This is a genomic window from Burkholderia sp. HI2500, assembly GCF_002223055.1.
GTDB lineage: Bacteria > Pseudomonadota > Gammaproteobacteria > Burkholderiales > Burkholderiaceae > Burkholderia.
In genome coordinates, this window is sequence record NZ_NKFL01000006.1 from 2,568,208 (window position 1) to 2,585,199 (window position 16,992).

Sequence of the window (16,992 nt, forward strand, 5' to 3'; positions counted from 1 at the left end):
TAAACAAGCGGTTATTGATTCGGTTTTTATGTGGAATGGGGCATTGAATGCGCGATTGGCGATCAAGGCTGCTTCGGCAAATCCACATAGTCTTCGAGCTCGCCGGCGATATACAGCCGCTTGCCGAGTCGCGGGTATTCGCAGACGTCGTGTTCGAGCCGTTGCCCGCCAACGAGCAGCTCAAGCGGCGTATCGCCGGTGTTCTGCACCGTATGCGCTTCACCGCCGCGCGGAAAGCCGATGAAATCGCCCGGCCCGATTTCACTGGCGCGTTCGCCGATCGTGACCGCGCCCGTCCCGGACAGCACGTACACGAACTCTTCTTCGTACAGGTGACGGTGATACTCGGCCGATTCGTGACCAGGCATCAGCGTGAGCAGGTGAACACCGAATTGCGTCAAGCCGGTCAGGTCGCTGAGTTGTCGCTTGAGACGAACGGCATTGGGATTCAGCGAATGCACCGCGCGCATCGGTTCCATCTTCGCGATATCGGCGGCCTTCAGCAGTTCCCGGGGAAAGGGAGTCGACATGGGGATCTCGCAAACGTGAATGCTTTGGTTGAACGCGGCGCCGGCGTGGCGCGCGCAGCGGCCATTGTCCGACATTTTCACGCTTGCGGAGGAGTCGCGAACTCCGCCATCGCGCGTGCCTAGCGCGCGCAATCGGCCAGCAGGTTCGCCAGCACCGACGCGCCTTGCGCGAGGTGCACCGGATCGGCATCTTCCGCTTCGTTGTGGCTCAAGCCGGCCTTGCACGGCACGAACACCATCGCGGAAGGCGCGACGTACGACAGGTTCACCGCGTCGTGCCCCGCACCGCTGCACATCTCCTTGTACGGATAGCCGGCGGCAGCCGTTGCCTGCCGCACGCGCTCGACGCATGCCGCATCGAACACCACCGGCTCGTATTCGGCGATCGTCTGTACCTGCACGCTCGTGCCGCGCAGCGCGGTGCGCTGCATGCAGATCGCTTCGATGTCGGCGACCAGTCGCTGCAACGCCGGTCGCGACGGGTGGCGCACGTCGACGCTGAACCGGACCTTGCCCGGAATCGTGCTCGGCGAATTCGGCTGGCACGCGACATGACCGACCGTCACGCGCGCATCGTCGTCGAAGGTGTGACCGTGCTCGACGATCGCAGCGATCATCGCGGCCGCCACGCCCATCGCGTCACGGCGCACGCTCATCGGCGTCGTGCCTGCATGCGACTCGAAGCCGGTCACCGTGACGTCGAGTTCGTAGATGCCCTGCACGCCCGTCACGACGCCGATCGGCAAGCCGGCCTGCTCCAGCACCGGCCCTTGCTCGATATGCGCTTCGAAATACGCCTTCGGCATCTGCCGCTCGCGCGCAGGGCCGGCGAAGCCCGTGCGTTCGAGTTCGTCGCGCAGCAGCGCGCCCGTCTGCATGCACGGGCGATCCAGTGCGTAGTCGAGATCCAGCGCGCCGGCATAGACGGCCGAGCCCATCATGCCCGGCGTGAAGCGCGAACCCTCTTCGTTGGTCCACGCGACGACGTCGATCGGATGTCGCGTTTCAATGCCGCGCTCGTTCAGCGTACGAATCGCTTCGAGGCCCGCGAGCACGCCAAAGACGCCGTCGAATCGGCCGCCGAGCGGCTGCGTGTCGAGATGGCTGCCGCACGTCACGGGCGGCAAACCCGGTTCCGTGCCCGGCCGGCGAGCGAACACGTTGCCGATCGGATCGATGCGGATCTCGCAACCGGCTGCTTCGCACCACGCGATGAAGCGGCGCCTGCCGCGCGCGTCGTCGTCGCTGAGCGCGAGCCGGCAGCTGCCGCCGTGCGCGGTCGCGCCGATCGTCGCCATCTCCATCAGCGAATCCCACAGCCGTTGCTGGTTAACGAGAATCATCGTGACCGCTCCTGAAAAGCACCGAGCATATACACTCGACCCAATAAGAAAAATCCAAGATTTCGTTGTGGTCGATAACTTTTTCTTGTCACCCGGCGTTCGACCCGGCAGCCCGCGCTTTCTTCGTATTCGGATCGGTCATTCATGAAGCTCAAGCAGCTCGATGCGTTTCTCGCGGTCGCCGAGCATCGCACCATTCGCGGCGCGGCGCGCGCGCTCGGCGTCACGCAACCGGCCATCAGCAGCATCGTGCGCGAGCTCGAACAGGAACTCGGCGTGCCGCTCGTCGTCCGCAGCGTAAAGGGAATTGCGCTGACCGATTACGGCAGCGCGTTTGCGATTCGCGCGCGGCTGATCGTCGAGGAGATCCAGCGCACGCGCGACGAAATCGAGCAGTTGCGGCTCGGCACGACCGGCTCGGTGTCGATCGCGGTCAGCCCGACCGTCGCGCTGACGCTCCTGCCGCGTGCATTCACCGCGTTCTCGCGCGACCTGCCCGGCGCGACGCTGAACGTCGACGATGCGCTGACCGCGACGGATCTCGCGCGACTGCGCGACGGCTCGCTCGACTTCATCGTCACGCATCAGTTGTCGAATGCGATACCGGACCCCGACGAATTCGCGAGCATTCCGTTGTTCCGGACGGCGTTCGCGGTCGTCGCGAGAAGCCGGCATCGGCTCGCGCGCGCCCGCTCGCTGCGCGAGCTCGTCGATGCGCAATGGTGCGTGCCGCGCTACGGCGACGAGGGAGACGATCTGGTGCGCTCGATCTTCATGCCGTTCGGCATCGACGTACCGAAGCGGGTAATCCACTGCCCGTCGTTTGCCGCGACGCTCGGGCTCGTGTCGCAAACGGATGCGCTCGGCGTGTTCGCACGGCCGCTCGCCGACGTCGAACGCAAGTCACGGGGCATCGTCGCGCTGGATCTTGCCGAGCCGATGCCCGCGTTGACGGTCGCGATCGTGATGCGGCGGCATGCGTTGCTGACGCCCGCCGCGCTGCATTTCATCGAGTGCCTGAAGGGGGCGGCTGCAACCGTTCAGGGCGCGGACGGCGCATGATGCTCAGCGCACGTGCACGCCGCGCAGCTCCGTCAGCAACGCCACGAGACGATCGATGTGCGCGTCTTCGGTGCGCCACGACGACACGCTGATCCGGAACGCCGGCCGCCCCTGCCACACCGTCGCGCCGAACCACACGTCGCCCGACGCCTGCGCGGCCGCGAGGATCGCCGCCGTTTCATCGTCGGTGCCGGCGCGCACCAGCACCTGGTTCAGCACGACGCGGTTCAGCACATCGTAGCCGGCGGCACGCAGGCCGTCCGCGACCCGCGCCGCCTGCGCGCAATGCCGCTCGACCATCGTGGCCACGCCGGCGCGGCCGAGTGAACGCAGCGCGGCCCATACGGGGATGCCGCGCGCGCGCCGCGAGAATTCGAGGTTCAGGTTCTTCTGCGCGTCCTGCGCGCCGCTCAGGTACACGGCGTCGCTGTTCATCGCGGTCGCGAGCGCGGCCGCGTCCCGGCAGATCACCATCGCGCCGTCGTACGGCGTGTTGAGCCACTTGTGGCCGTCGGTGGTCCAGCTGTCCGCGCCGTCGATGCCGTCCGTCAGCGCGCGCTTCGACGAGGCGCGGGCCCACAGGCCGAACGCGCCGTCGACGTGCACCCACGCGCCGGCCGCCTTCGCGGGCGGAATCAGCGCCGCGAACGGATCGAACTCGCCCGTGTTCACTTCGCCGGCCTGCACGCAGAGGATCGTCATGTCGTCGAGGGGCGGCAGCTGTGCCGGATCGATCCGGCCATGCGTGTCGACCGGCGCGACGACGAGGCGCTTCATCCCGAAACCGAGCACGCGCAGCGCCTTCTTCACCGTGATGTGCGCCAGCTCGGAGATCACGACCTTCACCTCGGGCGCGCCGATCAGGCCGTCCGCGTCGACGTCCCAGCCCTTGCGTGCGAGCAGCGCGCGCCGCGCGGCCACCAGCGCGACGAGCGTGCAGGCCGTCGCGCTCGTGCCGAACCCGACCGCACTGCCTTCGGGTAATCCGAGCACGTCGACGACCCAGCGCGCGGCCTGGCGCTCGATCGTCGCGGCCACCGGTGAATTCGCATACGACGACGCGCACTGGTCCCACGCGAGCATCAACCGCTCGGCCGCCGCCGCGGCCGGCAGCGTGGCGCCGATCACGAAACCGAAGTAGTTCGGGCCGTTCGACGCGACGGTCGCGGGCGTGCCGCGCTCGTCGAGCAGGCGCAGCACGTCGTCGGCGGGGCGGCCCGCGTCGGGCAGCGGCTCGTCGAACGCCGCCAGGCCGGCCAGTGCGGCCGCGTCGGGAAACGCGCGCCGCTCGTTCGTCGCGGCCAGATACGCGTGCGCGCGCCGGTCGGCGTCGGCCAGCAATGCAAGTTCGTCCATGTCGGTTGCCTCGGTGTGAGTCAGAGTTGCAAAAGATCGCGGCCGAGCTGCTGCAGCGCGCCGTCGATCCGCTTGTAGTACGTGAACTTGCCGACGCGGGTCGCCTGCACGAGCCCGGCATCCGCGAGGATGCGCATGTGGCGCGTGGTCGTAGCCGGCGCGATGCCGAGCTTCTCGGTGATGTACGTGCAGCACACGCCGAGTTCGTCGACATCGCCGTGCGGCTGCGGCGGGAAATGCTTGCGCGGCTGCTTGAGCCAGCGCATCACGGCCAGACGGCTTTCGTTGGCCAGTGCGCTGATGCGGGTGACGTCGTCCATGGGAATGCGGAGCGCGATTAACGTTTCGAATATTAGCTAAATGACGAAATGTGTGCAATTGGTTCGAAGGGCGACTTGAGCTGACGCTGGGGTGTATTTGCCCGCCGTATCGGCACCGGATGCGATCGCGGCAAGCGCGCCGCTGCAACGCGTTGCACACAGCGCCGGGAACACGCTTCAGCTCGCCGTCAATGCCGAGCGGCCATTCCGCATACAAGTCGGGCCCGAAACGCATTGCGATCCGTCATGTGCGGCAGGATCGTCCCGACGCGCCTGCCTGCCGTGTGCGGCGCGCACACCACGCGCCGCGCACGGCCGAGCGAGCGGCCGCGCAATGCACTATCCGTTGGCCCGGCCCATCCGCCAGTGCGGGGGATGCAAGGGGTGCGCGGAAGCGTTACCGTGAAATGCATGCGCGGTCTGTCAACGAACCCGCGCCCGTTTCATTGTTCGAGAGGGAGGGTTCGCTAGCTCAATCCCACGGATTAACGATAGGAACGCCGGTTTCAACAAAATCGGCGACATTGCGCGTCACGACGGTCATGCCATGCACGAGCGCCGTTGCGGCAATGAGTGCGTCCCGCTCCGACCGCCGATCCGGTACATGGAGTCGTGCGCATCGTTGCGCGACCGCAGTATCAACCGGCAGCACGCGACCCGCGAACTCCGGCAGGACATGCCCGTCAAGCCATGCCCGCAGAAGCGCACCTTGAGCCGTGTCCCGGCGTTCGATTTGCAAGACGCCTGTCTCCAGCTCCATGATCGTGATTGCCGAGACAAAAAGCGTGGGTGCGTCGACGGTTGAACTCCATGCCACCAGGCCTTTGTCCGCCTTGCCGGTTCGCACCTTCCTGAGTTCCGAAACAACGTTGGTATCGAGGACGAACATCATCAAAAATCAACCTTTTTGATGCCGATCTCCGCGCGCGGAGGCTCAAACTCGATGTCCTCGACACCGGGCATGGCCAACGCGTCGGCAATGTTGCGCCGTTGCTGCGTGAGACGCTGGTATTCCTCGAAACTCAGCAGCACATGGGCAGGCCTGCCACGATCCGTAATGAACACCGGGCCATCCTTTGCTGCCTTCTTCGCTTTGGTCACATCCTGGTTAAGTTCGCGACTCGAGAGCGTTGTGATGGTCATCATGGGCTCCTCAAACCAATCAATGTAGGTATGTTACTACAATAAATGAGATTGCGCGGCCTTGCCCGCCCCGGTTGATCCGGCCCCGTGCGCGTCTTCTTCGTCGATGACTCTTGCGCCTACGTACGAGTTACGTTTCCGGCGGCAAAGTCCTCTGGCCGGAAGCGCGATACGCACCGCTACGAATCGTTTCCGTTCAATCACGCGCATCCGATTCTGAGGACAACCCATGCCGAGTTTCGCCGTTGCCGAAGCGAACTCGCCACAATGACCACCCGAAGGGCACGAAATTGGCGTCGTCACGTCGAGTCCGACGCAATTACATCCAACACGTTCACGCCGCCAGCGCCTGCGCCAGCCGTTCGATCAGCGCCCGCACGCGCCGCGGCTGCACGGCGTTGCCCGCATAGACGATCTGCAGATCGACGTCGCCCGGCGAGAACGCGCGCAGGACTTCCACGAGCGCGCCGGACGCCAGATCCTGCTCGACGTCGACCAGCGACTTCAGTGCGACGCCGTGCCCCGCGACGCACCACGCGCGCACGAGTGCGCCGTCGTTGGCCACCCGCCGGCCGCGCACCGTCACGCGCCGGGGTTCGCCGTCGATGCTGAACGGCCATTCGGCATACAGGTCCTGCCCGAAGCGCATCACGATGCAGTCGTGTGCGGCAAGATCGTCCGGATGCCGCGGCGTGCCGTGCGCCGCGAGATACGCGGGCGACGCGCACACGACGCGCCGCGCGCGGCCGAGCGACCGGCTGCGCAGCGAACTGTCGGCGAGCACCCCGCGACGGATCGCGAAATCGAGCCCCTGCCCGACGACATCCACGTAGCCGTCACCGAGATGCAGGTCGACCGTGACGCCCGGATGCTCGGCCAGAAACGCGTCGACGACGGGCACCACGCGCTCGCGCCCGAGGTCGGCCGGCGCGCTCAGGCGCACCGGCCCCGACAAGGTCTGCACGCCGAGCCGCACTCGGCCTTCGAGTTCATCGGCCTCCGCCAGCAGGCGTCGCGCACCGTCGACGAGCGTGCGGCCCTCGTCGGTCAGGCTGATCGCGCGGGTCGTGCGCGTGAGCAGCGCCGCGCCGTAGTGGCGCTCGAGCGCAGCCAGTCGCTCGGACACGGTGGCCGGCGACAGCCCGAACTCGCGGCCCGCCGCGGCCAGTCCGCCCTTCTCCACGATGCGCAGGAACAGCGCGAGATTGTCGAGCAGCATTATTCGCCCCTTCCGAACGATATTTTCGAAGTCAGCCCAATTATCCGAAATATCCGCAAGCGATACAGTGTGCCAATGCGTCGCCTCGCGGCCGCCCCTCGACCCGTCGATCACCCCAAAGGAAACCCGCCATGGAATACCGCACCCTCGGCCGCTCCGGCCTCAAGGTTCCTGCCCTGAGCTTCGGCGCCGGCACGTTCGGCGGCACCGGCCCGCTGTTTAGCGCCTGGGGCAACACGGGCGTCGATGAAGCGCGCCGCCTGATCGACATCTGCCTCGAAGCCGGCGTGAACCTGTTCGACACGGCCGACGTGTATTCGGACGGCGAATCCGAGCGCGTGCTCGGCGCCGCGATCAACGGACGTCGCGACCAGGTGCTGATCTCGACGAAAACGGGCCTGCCGACCGGAAGCGGCCCGAACGACGCGGGCACGTCGCGCGCGCGGCTCGTCCGCGCCGTCGACGATGCGCTGCGCCGCCTCGACACCGACTACATCGACCTGCTGCAACTCCACGCGTTCGATGCGAGCACGCCGGTCGAGGAAGTGATGTCGACGCTCGACGATCTCGTGCGCGCGGGCAAGCTGCGCTACATCGGCGTATCGAACTTCGCCGGGTGGCAGATCATGAAGTCGCTGGCGGTGGCCGATCGGCACGGCTGGTCGCGTTACGTGGCGAACCAGGTCTACTACTCGCTCGTCGGCCGCGATTACGAGTGGGACCTGATGCCGCTCGGCGCCGACCAGGGGCTTGGCGCGCTCGTCTGGAGCCCGCTCGGCTGGGGCCGGCTCACCGGCAAGATCCGGCGCAACGCGCCGCTGCCGGAAGGCAGCCGCCTGCATGAAACGGCCGGCTTCGGGCCGCCGGTCGACGATGCGCGCCTGTACGACGTGGTCGATGCGCTCGACGCGATCGCCGAGGAAACGGGCAAGACCGTGCCGCAGATCGCGCTGAACTGGCTGCTGCAGCGCCCGACGGTGTCGTCGGTGATCATCGGCGCGCGCAATGAGGCACAGCTGCGGCAGAACCTCGGCGCGGTCGGCTGGACGCTGACCGATGCGCAGGTCGCGAAGCTCGATGCGGCGAGCGCGGTGGTAGCACCTTATCCGTACTTCCCGTATCGCCGCCAGCAGGCGTTCGCGCAACTCAATCCGCCGCTGCGCGGGTGAGCGCCGACGGCCGGCGGAGCCTGCGAATGGGGTCATGCAGCGCTACGCCGGCACACGCGCGTCGCCGAGCCGCACGACCTTGTCGGCCGGCCCGATGACCGAGCGACGATGCGTGATCGCCACGACCGTGACGTCGCGGGCCAGCAGCCGCACGTGTTCCATGATGTCGCGCTCGGTGGCTTCGTCGAGCGCGGAACTCGCTTCGTCGAGGAACAACACGGTCGGCTCGCCATACAGCGCACGGGCAATCGCGATGCGCTGGCGCTCGCCGCCGGACAGCTTCAGCCCGCGCTCGCCCACCGTCGTGCGGAAGCCGTCCGGCAGGCTCTCGATGAACGTCAGGATCGTCGCCTTCGCCGCCGCTTCACGCAGACGCTGCGCATCGCGCGGCCGGCCGAGCAGGATGTTGTCTTCCAGGCTTTCGTTCAGCAGCACGACATCCTGCGGCACGACGGCCACCGCGCCGTACCAGTCGGCGCGATCGATCGCCGCGAGATCGACGCCGTCGACGAGAATGCGCCCGCCGGTCGGCTCGATCGACTTCAGCGCGAGCTTGAAGACGGTGGATTTCCCCGCGCCGGTTTCGCCGACGAGGAACGTGATCGCCCCCCGTTCAGCGACGAAGTCGACGTCGGTCACGCCGCGGCCGTTGTCGTACGCATAGGCGACGCGCTCGAACACGATGCGCCCGTCGCGCGGCGCGAACGCCGACGCATGCGACACCTGCCGTTCCTCGGGCGCCGTCCACAGCGCCGCGAACGGCACGAGCGCCGCGCGGGAGCGTGCGCACTCGTCGACCGCGCGCGCGATCATTTCGAACGGCTGGTTCAGTTGCAGCAGCAACGTGTTGAACAACACGATGTCGCCGATCGACAGCGCGCCCGCCGCATGGCGCGGCAGCAGCAACCAGAACGTCACCGCGAACTGGATCGCGAGGCCGAGCCCCAGCACCGCGAGATAGCGGACGTGCTGCAGCACATACGCGCGCCAGCTGTCGCGCACGACGCGCGCCTTCTCCGAGAAACGTTCGTTCATCCAGCGATGGCTGCCGAAATGCCGAAGCGTCTCCATCGCATTGATCGCGCCGCCGACGAAGCGCGCATTCTCCTGCCCGGCCTCGATCGCGCGATCGAGGAACGCGCGCGAGCGCCGCGCGCCGACGATCGCGATCGTCACCGCGACCGCACCGTAGGCGGCGGTGATCACCACGACCTCGACATTGATCAGTGCGCCGAGCGTGACGAGCGTCAGCACGATCTGCAGCGTGCCGGGGATCAGCTCCATCAGGCTCAGCAGCACGAGCACCGACAGCGCCCGGCTGCCACGCTGGTTCGCGGTCTGGATTTCGGCGGGATTGTGCTCGACGAAGAACGCCGTGGTCTTCTTCAGGATGCGCTCGAAAAAGCGCGTGCTGGTGATGAAGCCCAGGTTCTCCGAGCTCATGAACGCCAGGTACTGCACCACGCGTTGCAGCGCGCTGGACAGGCCCAGCAGCACCGCATAAAGCACGAAGCCCGGGATCAGCGCGTGGAGCACGCCGCGGTGCGACAGCGCGTCGATCAGGCGCGAGAACAGATAGGGGGCGGCAACCGCGCTCGCGCTCGACAGGATGACGACCGCCACGACCGTCAGCAACATCAGCCGATCGGCCTTCCAGTAGGCCCGCAGGACCTCGGTGATCGGATGCGACGCACGGGTGTCGTTCATGGCGGGATGACCCGGGCGCGGCGCAGCCCGGATGGCGGCGATGGGCGAAAAAGTCTAACAGAGTGAAAGGCGTGGCGTGGTGGCGTTCGGGTGGGATGGCGGCACGTGTTGGTTGCGCGGTTCCCGGAGACCCGTTCCGTTCAAAAAAACCCGTGAGCGGTTGACGACTTTCGTTCCAGAAGGCGCTTGCCATGCCGAGTGTCGTGCCTGAACCGTGCCGGCTCGACAGAACGGCGGTCGGCGCTCACATTGACATATCGGTAATTCTCGATATACTCGCTGCCCATGGAATTGCTCGACATCTTCAAAGCCCTCTCGAACCGGACTCGCCTTGAAATCCTGCAGGGTTTGAAGGACCCCGTGAAGAACTTCCCGCCGCAGGATGAAGGGGACGTTCATACGGTGGGCGTCTGCGTCAGCAGTATTCAGGAAGGTGTCGGGCTGTCGCAGTCGACGGTGTCCGATTATCTTGCGACGCTGCAACGAGCCGGCCTGGTGGAAGTCAGGCGCATCGGCCAGTGGACCTACTACAAGCGTAACGAAGCAGCCATCAGTGCGCTGGCCAAGGCCATCGGGAAAGACCTGTAATTTTTTCCCCATAATATCGACAATTCTCGATATCCCTATTTACCGAAACGAGGATGTGCAATGAAAGCGCTGTTGCTCAAGTCATTTGGCGGCCCGGAATCGTTCGAGCTACGTGACGTACCCAAGCCGGTGCCGCACGCCGGACAAGTCCTGGTTCGCGTCCATGCCACCTCCATCAATCCATTGGATTACCAGGTTCGACGGGGAGACTATCCGGACCTGGTACCCCTTCCGGCCATTACCGGACACGACGTATCGGGCGTGGTCGAAGCCGTCGGGCCCGGTGTGAAGGCCTTCTCGCCGGGGGACGAAGTCTGGTACACCCCGCAAATCTTCGACGGGCCAGGCAGTTACGCCGAGTACCACGTGGCGGCCGACAGCATCGTCGGGAAGAAGCCGCCGTCGTTGAGCCATCTCGAGGCGGCCAGCCTGACCCTGGTGGGCGGAACGGTTTGGGAAGCACTGGTCGTGCGTGCGGCGCTTCGTGTCGGGGAAAGCATTCTGGTACACGGCGGCGCAGGAGGCGTCGGCCATGTGGCGATCCAGCTCGCCAAGGCCATCGGCGCAAGGGTGTTCACGACCGTGCGCGAAGCAAACGTCGAGTTCGCCCGCAGCCTGGGGGCCGATGTGGTCATCGACTACGAACAGGACGATTACGTCGACGCAGTCATGCGGGACACCGGCGGCCGCGGCGTCGATGTCGTGTTCGACACCATCGGCGGCAACACCCTGTCGCGCAGCCCCGATGCGCTCGCCCAGCTTGGTCGCGTCGTCACGATCGTGGACATCGCCCAGCCACAAAACGTCATTCAGGCGTGGGGCAAGAACGCGAGTTATCACTTCGTCTTCACGCGACAAAACCGCGGCAAGCTGGATGAGTTGAGCGCGTTGATCGAACGCGGACAGCTGCGGCCACACGTTGGCGCCGTCTATTCCCTTGCCGACGTTCCGCTCGCGCATGCCCTGCTGGAGCGTCCCAACAACGGGGTTCGAGGAAAGATCGCGATTGCGGTCGCGCCGTCGGCGTATCCCGAACGTGTTGCCGGTACTCGAGCGGCGTGATCTTTTTCTCGCATGTGGGCCGGAGCAAGCTGTGCGTGATTCGCCGTGCGTCGCGAGCATCGGGGTTGCGCGGGGGCCGAACCTGACAGCCCGAAGCACAGCCGGCGGGATCGCAGCAGGTTCTGACGGACAGTCGACCTCGTGAGCATGATGCGGCCCGTGGCACCATGAAATGCCGTCGTCATGGGCCTACCCATGGGGCCGCGAACTTCCTATCGTAGAGACCTGCGACGCGCCTGCCGAATCGGCGGCGCGCCCTCTTCTCCTCGACAGGTCCGCCAATATGAACGCCAACGACACCGGACTGACCGTACGCGCGGTCACGGAACACGACTACGACCAGTGGCTGCCGCTGTGGGACGGCTATAACCGTTTCTACGGCCGCTTCGACGATAAGGCCCTGCCGCTGCACATCACGCAGCTCACGTGGTCGCGCTTCTTCGACGGCTACGAACCGGTGCATGCGCTCGTCGCCGAGCGCGCCGGCCGGCTCGTCGGGCTCGTGCATTTCCTGTATCACCGCAGCACGACGCATATCGGGCCGACCTGCTACCTGCAGGACCTGTTCACGCTCGACAGCGAACGCGGCAAGGGTGTCGGCCGTGCGCTGATCGAAGCCGTGTACGACGCCGCGCGTGCGCATCGCGCCGAGCGCGTGTACTGGCAGACGCACGAGACGAACCACACGGCGATGCGGCTCTACGACACCGTTGCGGCAAAGCCGGGGGCCGTGCTCTATCGGAAGGAGCTGTCGCGCTGAGCGGAGCGGCGAAACGCGAACCAATGCCCTCTCCTGAGTCGCCTCACTTGATTGCATGCCGTGGTCCCTCCTCGGAACGGCCGTCTCGGTAATTTGGTAGCCCAAGGGACACAACATTACCCTTATGATCATTTTTTGTATCCATGGGGCTACAGATGACGACATTGGCCGACGTTGGAGAGATGCTGAAACATGCTCGCCACTCAGCGGGGCTTTCACAGAAAGAGCTGGCCGAGTGCGCCGGCGTCGCACGTACCACACTCGCTCGCATGGAAACGCTTGCGCGAGGCGACATGAGCGTATCCGCGCTCGTTCGTCTCCTTGAGGCCGCCGGCTATGACCTGCGGGCGGTGACGTGCGGACACGCGCGCACGCTCGACGACGTGCTGGCCGAGCAGCGCACGATGGGAGATGCGTGACATGCGCCTTCACGTCTCTGTCAAAGGCAAGCGCGTCGCTCACCTCTATCGCCAGGCGCACGACTATGCGTTGCGCTACATCGAAGCTGCCGGATTCTCGGACGCAGATCGGGCCGATACCGCGAGACAGGTCATCGGTCGCTCGGAATTGCTGGCAGATCCCGACAAGGGGAATTGAGCCCGGCGAAATTCACACGATCGGCCGCGCCTTCATCCACAGAAACAGCGGCACGCGCGCCCACTGCTTCAACTGATCCGTATCGGCGTGGTCGGGCGGCGGCTCGCGCAGCGACACGATCGCGAACCCGGCCGCTTCCAGCGCCTCCATGTACGCCTGCAGCGGCAGCGACCAGCCGGCGAAGTGCATCGACAGCCCGTCGCGCGTTTCCACGCCATCGAAATGCTCCCGCCCGAAATAGCTGCCCTTCAGCACGAACGGCGCATCCGGTTGCGGCCCCGCGAAGCCGCCACGATCGCGGAACGGATGCACGAGCGAGATGAACAGCGTCCCGCCCGGCTTCAGCACGCGGCGCGCTTCGTTCAACGCGCGCTGCATGTCATCGAGATCCATCAGCACGTTGTACGCCATCACGAGATCGAAGCTGGCCGCGTCGAACGGCAGCGACGCCGCGTCGGCCAGCTTGTAGCGATGCGCGGAATCCGCGTGACGCGCGGCGTCGAGCATCGCGGGCACCACGTCGGTCGCCGTCACGTCGTAGCCGAGCGCCTTCAGCTCGCGGCTCACGCGGCCTTCGCCGCAGCCGATCTCCAGCGCGCGGCCGGTATCGCGGCCAATATAGGCCGCGAGCCCCGCACGGTATTTCCAGAACGCGTCGTGCCCCGGCTTGCCGGCCCAGTCGATCCATTGGTCGGCGACCTGCGTCCAGTGTTCGGTGATGGCTGTCGTGTCGGTCATGTGCGCTCCCGCCCGGTGTGCGTCGTTGGCTCAGGATGCGCATGGTAAGCCGAAGCGGCGGAACGCGTCGGCGGGGTGCGCCGCGCAACCGGATTCCGTTTCCGGCTGCGACGTTCTACAGTGACATAAAAGAATCTGCGCCGTTGCACGTCGCCGCCGCCCGACGATGCGCACCCGATTCCGAGGACATCCCATGCCGAGCATCCTGGCCGCGCCCGCCAATCTCCCCCCGAGCCCCGTCGCGGCGGAAACGCGCATGGTGCACGACGTCGCGACGCTCAAGCCGTCCGACTACCGTGGGGCGGACGGTGCGTCGTGGGTCATCGCCACCGTCACGCCGGCCGCGGACAGCGGCACGAACGTGACCGGCACGAGCTACTTCGACACCGCGAAAGGCCAGACCGTCCCGGTACCCGACGCGCGGCGCCGCTATGCGAATCGCGGCACGTGGCAGGTCGTCGCGAGTTCGAGCCCTTCCGTGCCCGCCACCGGCCGCTACGACTGGCTGACGCTCGCGTGGCTGCCGATCAACCGGCGGCCGCTGCCGCAAACGCCCGAGCACCTGTATTCGCCGTTCATTCGCGGCGGCACGATCGTGTATCGATGGAATCCGGCCGCCGAAGGCGGCGAGCAATTCGGCAACGTGCGGATGATCTTTCCGGAATGGACGCAGCAGGTGGCCGATGCGTTGCGGGCCGCTTCGGCAGCGTCGCCGGACGGGGCGAGCGCGTCGGCCGCACCGCCGCCGCTCGATCGCCTGCAAGCGGACACGAATCCGATGACCGCCGTGCTCGACTTCAGCGATGCGCTGCGCGACGAGCCGGTCGAGAAGGTCGTCGCGCGGCTGCCGGGCCTGCTACGCGTGAAGGATCTGCACGAACTGTCGGCGATCGTGTTCCTGTGCCTGTCCGGATCACGCGCAGAAGACCGGCCGCGCTTCGCGGCAATGATCAACGGCTCGATCGCGTCGACCGACGACAGCGCGCGGCTGCTCGCGATCGCCTATGGCGCGTTCGCAGCCGGCCGGGCGCGGCCTTATCCGTTCAACGATGCAGGGCAGACGGCACGTATCAACGACGTGTTCGGCGCGTTGAAGCGGCGGACGACGGCGCTCAACGTGCCGGTCGGGGAAGGGTCACCTTGGTATGAGTTCTTCACGGCATATCGGCTCGGCGACGCGGTGTCCGGCACGGGGCAATGAGTGACCGCGGCGACCCGCGCCGCGACGGCAAGACCCGATCACGGGTGTGAGAAATCTTTCGCCGCGCAGTCGCCGGCTCATTCACGCATGCCAAACGCGGCAATGAAGCCATGCCGACTCGATTTTCGATCTTTTCGACCTTTTGAATCGAATCGTCCGGTGTTAAATTCCCGCCCGGCCACAGAGCCACCTCAAATAACCCGAACTAAAAAAGACCAAATCATGAAATCTGTATTCCGTCATGCCGCTCTGGCACTGGTAACGATCGGCTTCCTGTCGGGCTGCGCGAGCAGCGTGACACGCGACGCCAGCGATCAGGCGGGGGCCATCGCAACGGCATCGACGCCCAAATTCGGCTCGAAGCCCGTGATCGTGCAAGTCACGCTCGACAATGCCGCGCAGGAAGCGCTGAAAGACAACCTGAAATTCAGCCCCGAGAACCTGAAAGGGAAAATCGAAAGTGCGCTGGCCGCACGCAAGCTGCTGGCGACGGCCGGCTCGACCGATGCGATGCACCTTAACGTGGAAGTCACCGGCATTCGCACGCGCTCGAGTTTCTCGGCCGTCATGTTCGGCTTCATGGCCGGCAACGATCATGTCGACGGGACCGTGACGCTCACCGATGCCGACAACCATCCTCTCGATCGCTTCAAGGTGTCGGCATCGTATGCGCTCGGCGGTATCGCCGGCATCGACAGCATGCGCATGGACTGGCTGTACGAGAAATTCACCGAGAAGACGCTCGCGACGCTCGATCCGGCGACCGCGGCCACGCAGGCCGACACGGCACCGGCAGCATCGAAGAAGCTGTAAGACCCGACGCCCGACGGAGCGCGGATGCGCAGCCCGTCGGGCGACGGCGGTGAATCACATGCCACCGCCAACGAATCGTTTCGCCGGTCGCGAACCGACCATCATGCAATACGCCAGTGAATGCCCGGTGCTCGCATGTGGCAGTGGTCCTATTCCGTTTGATCAGCCGACAGGAGTCGGATTGCGGCCGCGCCCACCGGCCGCCACCAGGCATTCGCGCCCGCATGCATGACAATAAAAAATCGGCCGCCCGGGGGAGAGCGGCCGTCAAGGAGAGATCCCTGTTCGGGATGCCGGCGGACACCACTCCGGACCGGCCTGCGTATTGTTGATGAACGCGATTCCGCTGACCATCAGACCGGTCTGATTTGCAACCTGACTGCGCGAAAATCACGGCGTCCTGAGCCTGCCGCCTCCATCGAATCCGCAACGCGCCATTACGTTCTCGATGGGAACCCCCATACGCGGCGACCTGTCGAATCGCCGCACGACCGTCGACGGCTTCATCGCCATGGCGGACAATCCCCTCTCCAGCCCCGCTCGATCACGTCCCGCCCTTTCATGCTGAGCATTGGTCCCTTCTCGATCCGCGTCATCGCGGTAGCCGTCGCCGCGCTGCTCGCGTGGCTCGTCGCCCGTTTCATCCAGCGTCGCCCGCCGGACGGACATCACAAGACCGCATCGAGCCTGATCCTCGATGCGTTGCTGTTCGGCCTGCTCGCCGCACGCATCGGCTACGTCGCGCAGTGGTGGCACGAATACGCCGCCGCGCCGCGCTCGATCATCGCGCTCGGCGACGGCGGCTTCGACTGGCGCATCGGCCTCGCGGCGGGAATCGTGTTCGCGGGCTGGCGCCTGCGCCGCCTGACCACGCTGCGTCGCCCGGTGATGGCCGGCATGCTCGCCGGTGTTGCCGCATGGGGCATCGCGCAGGGCACGTTCGCCACGTTGCAGCACGGCGCGCCGCCGCTTGCCGCGTTGCAGCTCGAAGCGCTCGATGCCACGCCGGTGCCGGTGCAACGCTTCGCGGGCAAGCCCGTCGTCGTGAACCTGTGGGCCACGTGGTGCCCGCCGTGCCAGCGCGAAATGCCGATCCTCGCGCAAGCGCAGCAGGAGCATCCGGGGATGACGGTGCTGATGGTCAACCAGGGCGAAGACGCGCAGGCGGTGCGCGCGTTCCTCGAACAGAAAGGGCTGCGGTTCGATCACGTGCTGCTCGATCGCACGCTGCACGCGATGAAAGCCTACGGTTCGCGCGGGCTGCCGACGACGCTCTTCTTCGACGCGAAAGGCAATCTCGTCGAATCGCATATGGGCGAGATCACCGCCGCGCGGCTGAAGGATGCCGTGGCGGACCGCTTCGGCCAGTAACGCGCGTCTCGTC

At 66.0% G+C, this 16,992-nt stretch carries 19 protein-coding genes; 10 read left to right on the plus strand and 9 right to left on the minus strand.

Annotation, left to right across the window (positions count from 1 at the left end):
- Window positions 1-62: 62 nt before the first annotated feature.
- Window positions 63-530 carry a cupin domain-containing protein gene (locus tag CFB45_RS29225; protein WP_089429195.1) on the minus strand — a complete coding sequence of 156 codons (468 nt, stop codon included), beginning with the start codon at window positions 528-530 and terminating at the stop codon, window positions 63-65.
- Window positions 531-649: 119 nt separating this feature from the next.
- Entirely contained in the window at window positions 650-1,873 is a 1,224-nt protein-coding gene (locus tag CFB45_RS29230) for a Zn-dependent hydrolase (protein ID WP_089428538.1), read from the minus strand.
- Between the two features lie 144 nt (window positions 1,874-2,017).
- Here CFB45_RS29230 and CFB45_RS29235 point away from each other — a divergent pair, with 144 nt between their 5' ends.
- Entirely contained in the window at window positions 2,018-2,935 is a 918-nt protein-coding gene (locus CFB45_RS29235; protein ID WP_089428539.1) for a LysR family transcriptional regulator, read from the plus strand.
- Window positions 2,936-2,938: 3 nt separating this feature from the next.
- Here the strand turns inward: CFB45_RS29235 and CFB45_RS29240 are convergent, their stop codons facing one another.
- From CFB45_RS29240 to CFB45_RS29260, 5 genes are all read right to left on the minus strand, one after another.
- Complete coding sequence (locus CFB45_RS29240; RefSeq protein ID WP_089428540.1) at window positions 2,939-4,291, minus strand: pyridoxal phosphate-dependent decarboxylase family protein; 1,353 nt, start codon at window positions 4,289-4,291, stop codon at window positions 2,939-2,941.
- Between the two features lie 20 nt (window positions 4,292-4,311).
- On the minus strand, window positions 4,312-4,611 hold the full coding sequence (locus CFB45_RS29245) for an ArsR/SmtB family transcription factor (RefSeq protein ID WP_085038359.1): 300 nt from the start codon (window positions 4,609-4,611) through the stop codon (window positions 4,312-4,314).
- 472 nt (window positions 4,612-5,083) lie between these two features.
- Entirely contained in the window at window positions 5,084-5,503 is a 420-nt protein-coding gene (locus CFB45_RS29250; RefSeq protein WP_174975468.1) for a type II toxin-antitoxin system VapC family toxin, read from the minus strand.
- Entirely contained in the window at window positions 5,503-5,754 is a 252-nt protein-coding gene (locus CFB45_RS29255; protein WP_089429196.1) for a type II toxin-antitoxin system Phd/YefM family antitoxin, read from the minus strand. Before CFB45_RS29255 ends, CFB45_RS29250 begins: the two co-directional genes overlap by 1 nt.
- Window positions 5,755-6,088: 334 nt before the next feature.
- Window positions 6,089-6,973 carry a LysR family transcriptional regulator gene (locus CFB45_RS29260; protein WP_089428542.1) on the minus strand — a complete coding sequence of 295 codons (885 nt, stop codon included), beginning with the start codon at window positions 6,971-6,973 and terminating at the stop codon, window positions 6,089-6,091.
- A 131-nt stretch (window positions 6,974-7,104) separates the two neighbouring features.
- On the opposite strand from CFB45_RS29260, the gene CFB45_RS29265 reads away from it, so the two are divergent.
- A complete protein-coding gene (locus CFB45_RS29265) occupies window positions 7,105-8,142 on the plus strand; it encodes an aldo/keto reductase (protein ID WP_089428543.1) in 1,038 nt (345 codons plus the stop codon).
- Window positions 8,143-8,184: 42 nt separating this feature from the next.
- Here the strand turns inward: CFB45_RS29265 and CFB45_RS29270 are convergent, their stop codons facing one another.
- Window positions 8,185-9,849: an ABC transporter ATP-binding protein gene (locus tag CFB45_RS29270; RefSeq protein WP_089428544.1), complete on the minus strand. Its 1,665-nt coding sequence runs from the start codon at window positions 9,847-9,849 to the stop codon at window positions 8,185-8,187.
- Between the two features lie 285 nt (window positions 9,850-10,134).
- Between CFB45_RS29270 and CFB45_RS29275 the strand changes: the two genes are divergently transcribed.
- From CFB45_RS29275 to CFB45_RS39180, 5 genes are all read left to right on the plus strand, one after another.
- Complete coding sequence (locus tag CFB45_RS29275) at window positions 10,135-10,437, plus strand: ArsR/SmtB family transcription factor (protein ID WP_089428545.1); 303 nt, start codon at window positions 10,135-10,137, stop codon at window positions 10,435-10,437.
- Window positions 10,438-10,497: 60 nt separating this feature from the next.
- Window positions 10,498-11,499 carry a zinc-dependent alcohol dehydrogenase family protein gene (locus tag CFB45_RS29280; protein ID WP_089428546.1) on the plus strand — a complete coding sequence of 334 codons (1,002 nt, stop codon included), beginning with the start codon at window positions 10,498-10,500 and terminating at the stop codon, window positions 11,497-11,499.
- 283 nt (window positions 11,500-11,782) lie between these two features.
- Window positions 11,783-12,259, plus strand: coding sequence for a GNAT family N-acetyltransferase (locus tag CFB45_RS29285; protein WP_089428547.1), 477 nt, complete (start codon window positions 11,783-11,785; stop codon window positions 12,257-12,259).
- A 155-nt stretch (window positions 12,260-12,414) separates the two neighbouring features.
- Window positions 12,415-12,678 (plus strand): helix-turn-helix domain-containing protein, encoded by a 264-nt coding sequence (locus CFB45_RS29290; RefSeq protein WP_089428548.1) that lies wholly within the window; start codon window positions 12,415-12,417, stop codon window positions 12,676-12,678.
- A gap of 1 nt (window position 12,679) precedes the next feature.
- Window positions 12,680-12,856, plus strand: coding sequence for a hypothetical protein (locus CFB45_RS39180; protein WP_174975413.1), 177 nt, complete (start codon window positions 12,680-12,682; stop codon window positions 12,854-12,856).
- Between the two features lie 12 nt (window positions 12,857-12,868).
- Here the strand turns inward: CFB45_RS39180 and CFB45_RS29295 are convergent, their stop codons facing one another.
- The gene (locus CFB45_RS29295; protein ID WP_089428549.1) at window positions 12,869-13,594 is read right to left on the minus strand and encodes a class I SAM-dependent methyltransferase; all 726 of its coding nucleotides are present in this window, start codon (window positions 13,592-13,594) and stop codon (window positions 12,869-12,871) included.
- Window positions 13,595-13,787: 193 nt separating this feature from the next.
- Between CFB45_RS29295 and CFB45_RS29300 the strand changes: the two genes are divergently transcribed.
- The 3 genes from CFB45_RS29300 (at window position 13,788) to CFB45_RS29310 (ending at window position 16,979) form a co-directional block, all read left to right on the plus strand.
- The gene (locus CFB45_RS29300) at window positions 13,788-14,795 is read left to right on the plus strand and encodes a hypothetical protein (protein WP_089428550.1); all 1,008 of its coding nucleotides are present in this window, start codon (window positions 13,788-13,790) and stop codon (window positions 14,793-14,795) included.
- A 222-nt stretch (window positions 14,796-15,017) separates the two neighbouring features.
- On the plus strand, window positions 15,018-15,608 hold the full coding sequence (locus CFB45_RS29305; protein WP_089428551.1) for a DUF4410 domain-containing protein: 591 nt from the start codon (window positions 15,018-15,020) through the stop codon (window positions 15,606-15,608).
- A gap of 561 nt (window positions 15,609-16,169) precedes the next feature.
- On the plus strand, window positions 16,170-16,979 hold the full coding sequence (locus CFB45_RS29310; RefSeq protein ID WP_089428552.1) for a TlpA disulfide reductase family protein: 810 nt from the start codon (window positions 16,170-16,172) through the stop codon (window positions 16,977-16,979).
- Window positions 16,980-16,992 lie beyond the last annotated feature (13 nt).

What these genes read in the sequence shown, in the direction of transcription:
- CFB45_RS29260 (WP_089428542.1), bottom strand. Translation starts at nt 6,973, where the DNA reads ATGCTGCTCGACAATCTCGCGCTGTTCCTGCGCATCGTGGAGAAGGGC.
- CFB45_RS29265 (WP_089428543.1), top strand. Translation starts at nt 7,105, where the DNA reads ATGGAATACCGCACCCTCGGCCGCTCCGGCCTCAAGGTTCCTGCCCTG.
- CFB45_RS29285 (WP_089428547.1), top strand. Translation starts at nt 11,783, where the DNA reads ATGAACGCCAACGACACCGGACTGACCGTACGCGCGGTCACGGAACAC.
- CFB45_RS29230 (WP_089428538.1), bottom strand. Translation starts at nt 1,873, where the DNA reads ATGATTCTCGTTAACCAGCAACGGCTGTGGGATTCGCTGATGGAGATG.
- CFB45_RS39180 (WP_174975413.1), top strand. Translation starts at nt 12,680, where the DNA reads ATGCGCCTTCACGTCTCTGTCAAAGGCAAGCGCGTCGCTCACCTCTAT.
- CFB45_RS29245 (WP_085038359.1), bottom strand. Translation starts at nt 4,611, where the DNA reads ATGGACGACGTCACCCGCATCAGCGCACTGGCCAACGAAAGCCGTCTG.
- CFB45_RS29290 (WP_089428548.1), top strand. Translation starts at nt 12,415, where the DNA reads ATGACGACATTGGCCGACGTTGGAGAGATGCTGAAACATGCTCGCCAC.
- CFB45_RS29240 (WP_089428540.1), bottom strand. Translation starts at nt 4,291, where the DNA reads ATGGACGAACTTGCATTGCTGGCCGACGCCGACCGGCGCGCGCACGCG.
- CFB45_RS29235 (WP_089428539.1), top strand. Translation starts at nt 2,018, where the DNA reads ATGAAGCTCAAGCAGCTCGATGCGTTTCTCGCGGTCGCCGAGCATCGC.
- CFB45_RS29295 (WP_089428549.1), bottom strand. Translation starts at nt 13,594, where the DNA reads ATGACCGACACGACAGCCATCACCGAACACTGGACGCAGGTCGCCGAC.
- CFB45_RS29250 (WP_174975468.1), bottom strand. Translation starts at nt 5,503, where the DNA reads ATGATGTTCGTCCTCGATACCAACGTTGTTTCGGAACTCAGGAAGGTG.
- CFB45_RS29275 (WP_089428545.1), top strand. Translation starts at nt 10,135, where the DNA reads ATGGAATTGCTCGACATCTTCAAAGCCCTCTCGAACCGGACTCGCCTT.
- CFB45_RS29300 (WP_089428550.1), top strand. Translation starts at nt 13,788, where the DNA reads ATGCCGAGCATCCTGGCCGCGCCCGCCAATCTCCCCCCGAGCCCCGTC.
- CFB45_RS29310 (WP_089428552.1), top strand. Translation starts at nt 16,170, where the DNA reads ATGCTGAGCATTGGTCCCTTCTCGATCCGCGTCATCGCGGTAGCCGTC.
- CFB45_RS29305 (WP_089428551.1), top strand. Translation starts at nt 15,018, where the DNA reads ATGAAATCTGTATTCCGTCATGCCGCTCTGGCACTGGTAACGATCGGC.
- CFB45_RS29270 (WP_089428544.1), bottom strand. Translation starts at nt 9,849, where the DNA reads ATGAACGACACCCGTGCGTCGCATCCGATCACCGAGGTCCTGCGGGCC.
- CFB45_RS29255 (WP_089429196.1), bottom strand. Translation starts at nt 5,754, where the DNA reads ATGACCATCACAACGCTCTCGAGTCGCGAACTTAACCAGGATGTGACC.
- CFB45_RS29280 (WP_089428546.1), top strand. Translation starts at nt 10,498, where the DNA reads ATGAAAGCGCTGTTGCTCAAGTCATTTGGCGGCCCGGAATCGTTCGAG.
- CFB45_RS29225 (WP_089429195.1), bottom strand. Translation starts at nt 530, where the DNA reads ATGTCGACTCCCTTTCCCCGGGAACTGCTGAAGGCCGCCGATATCGCG.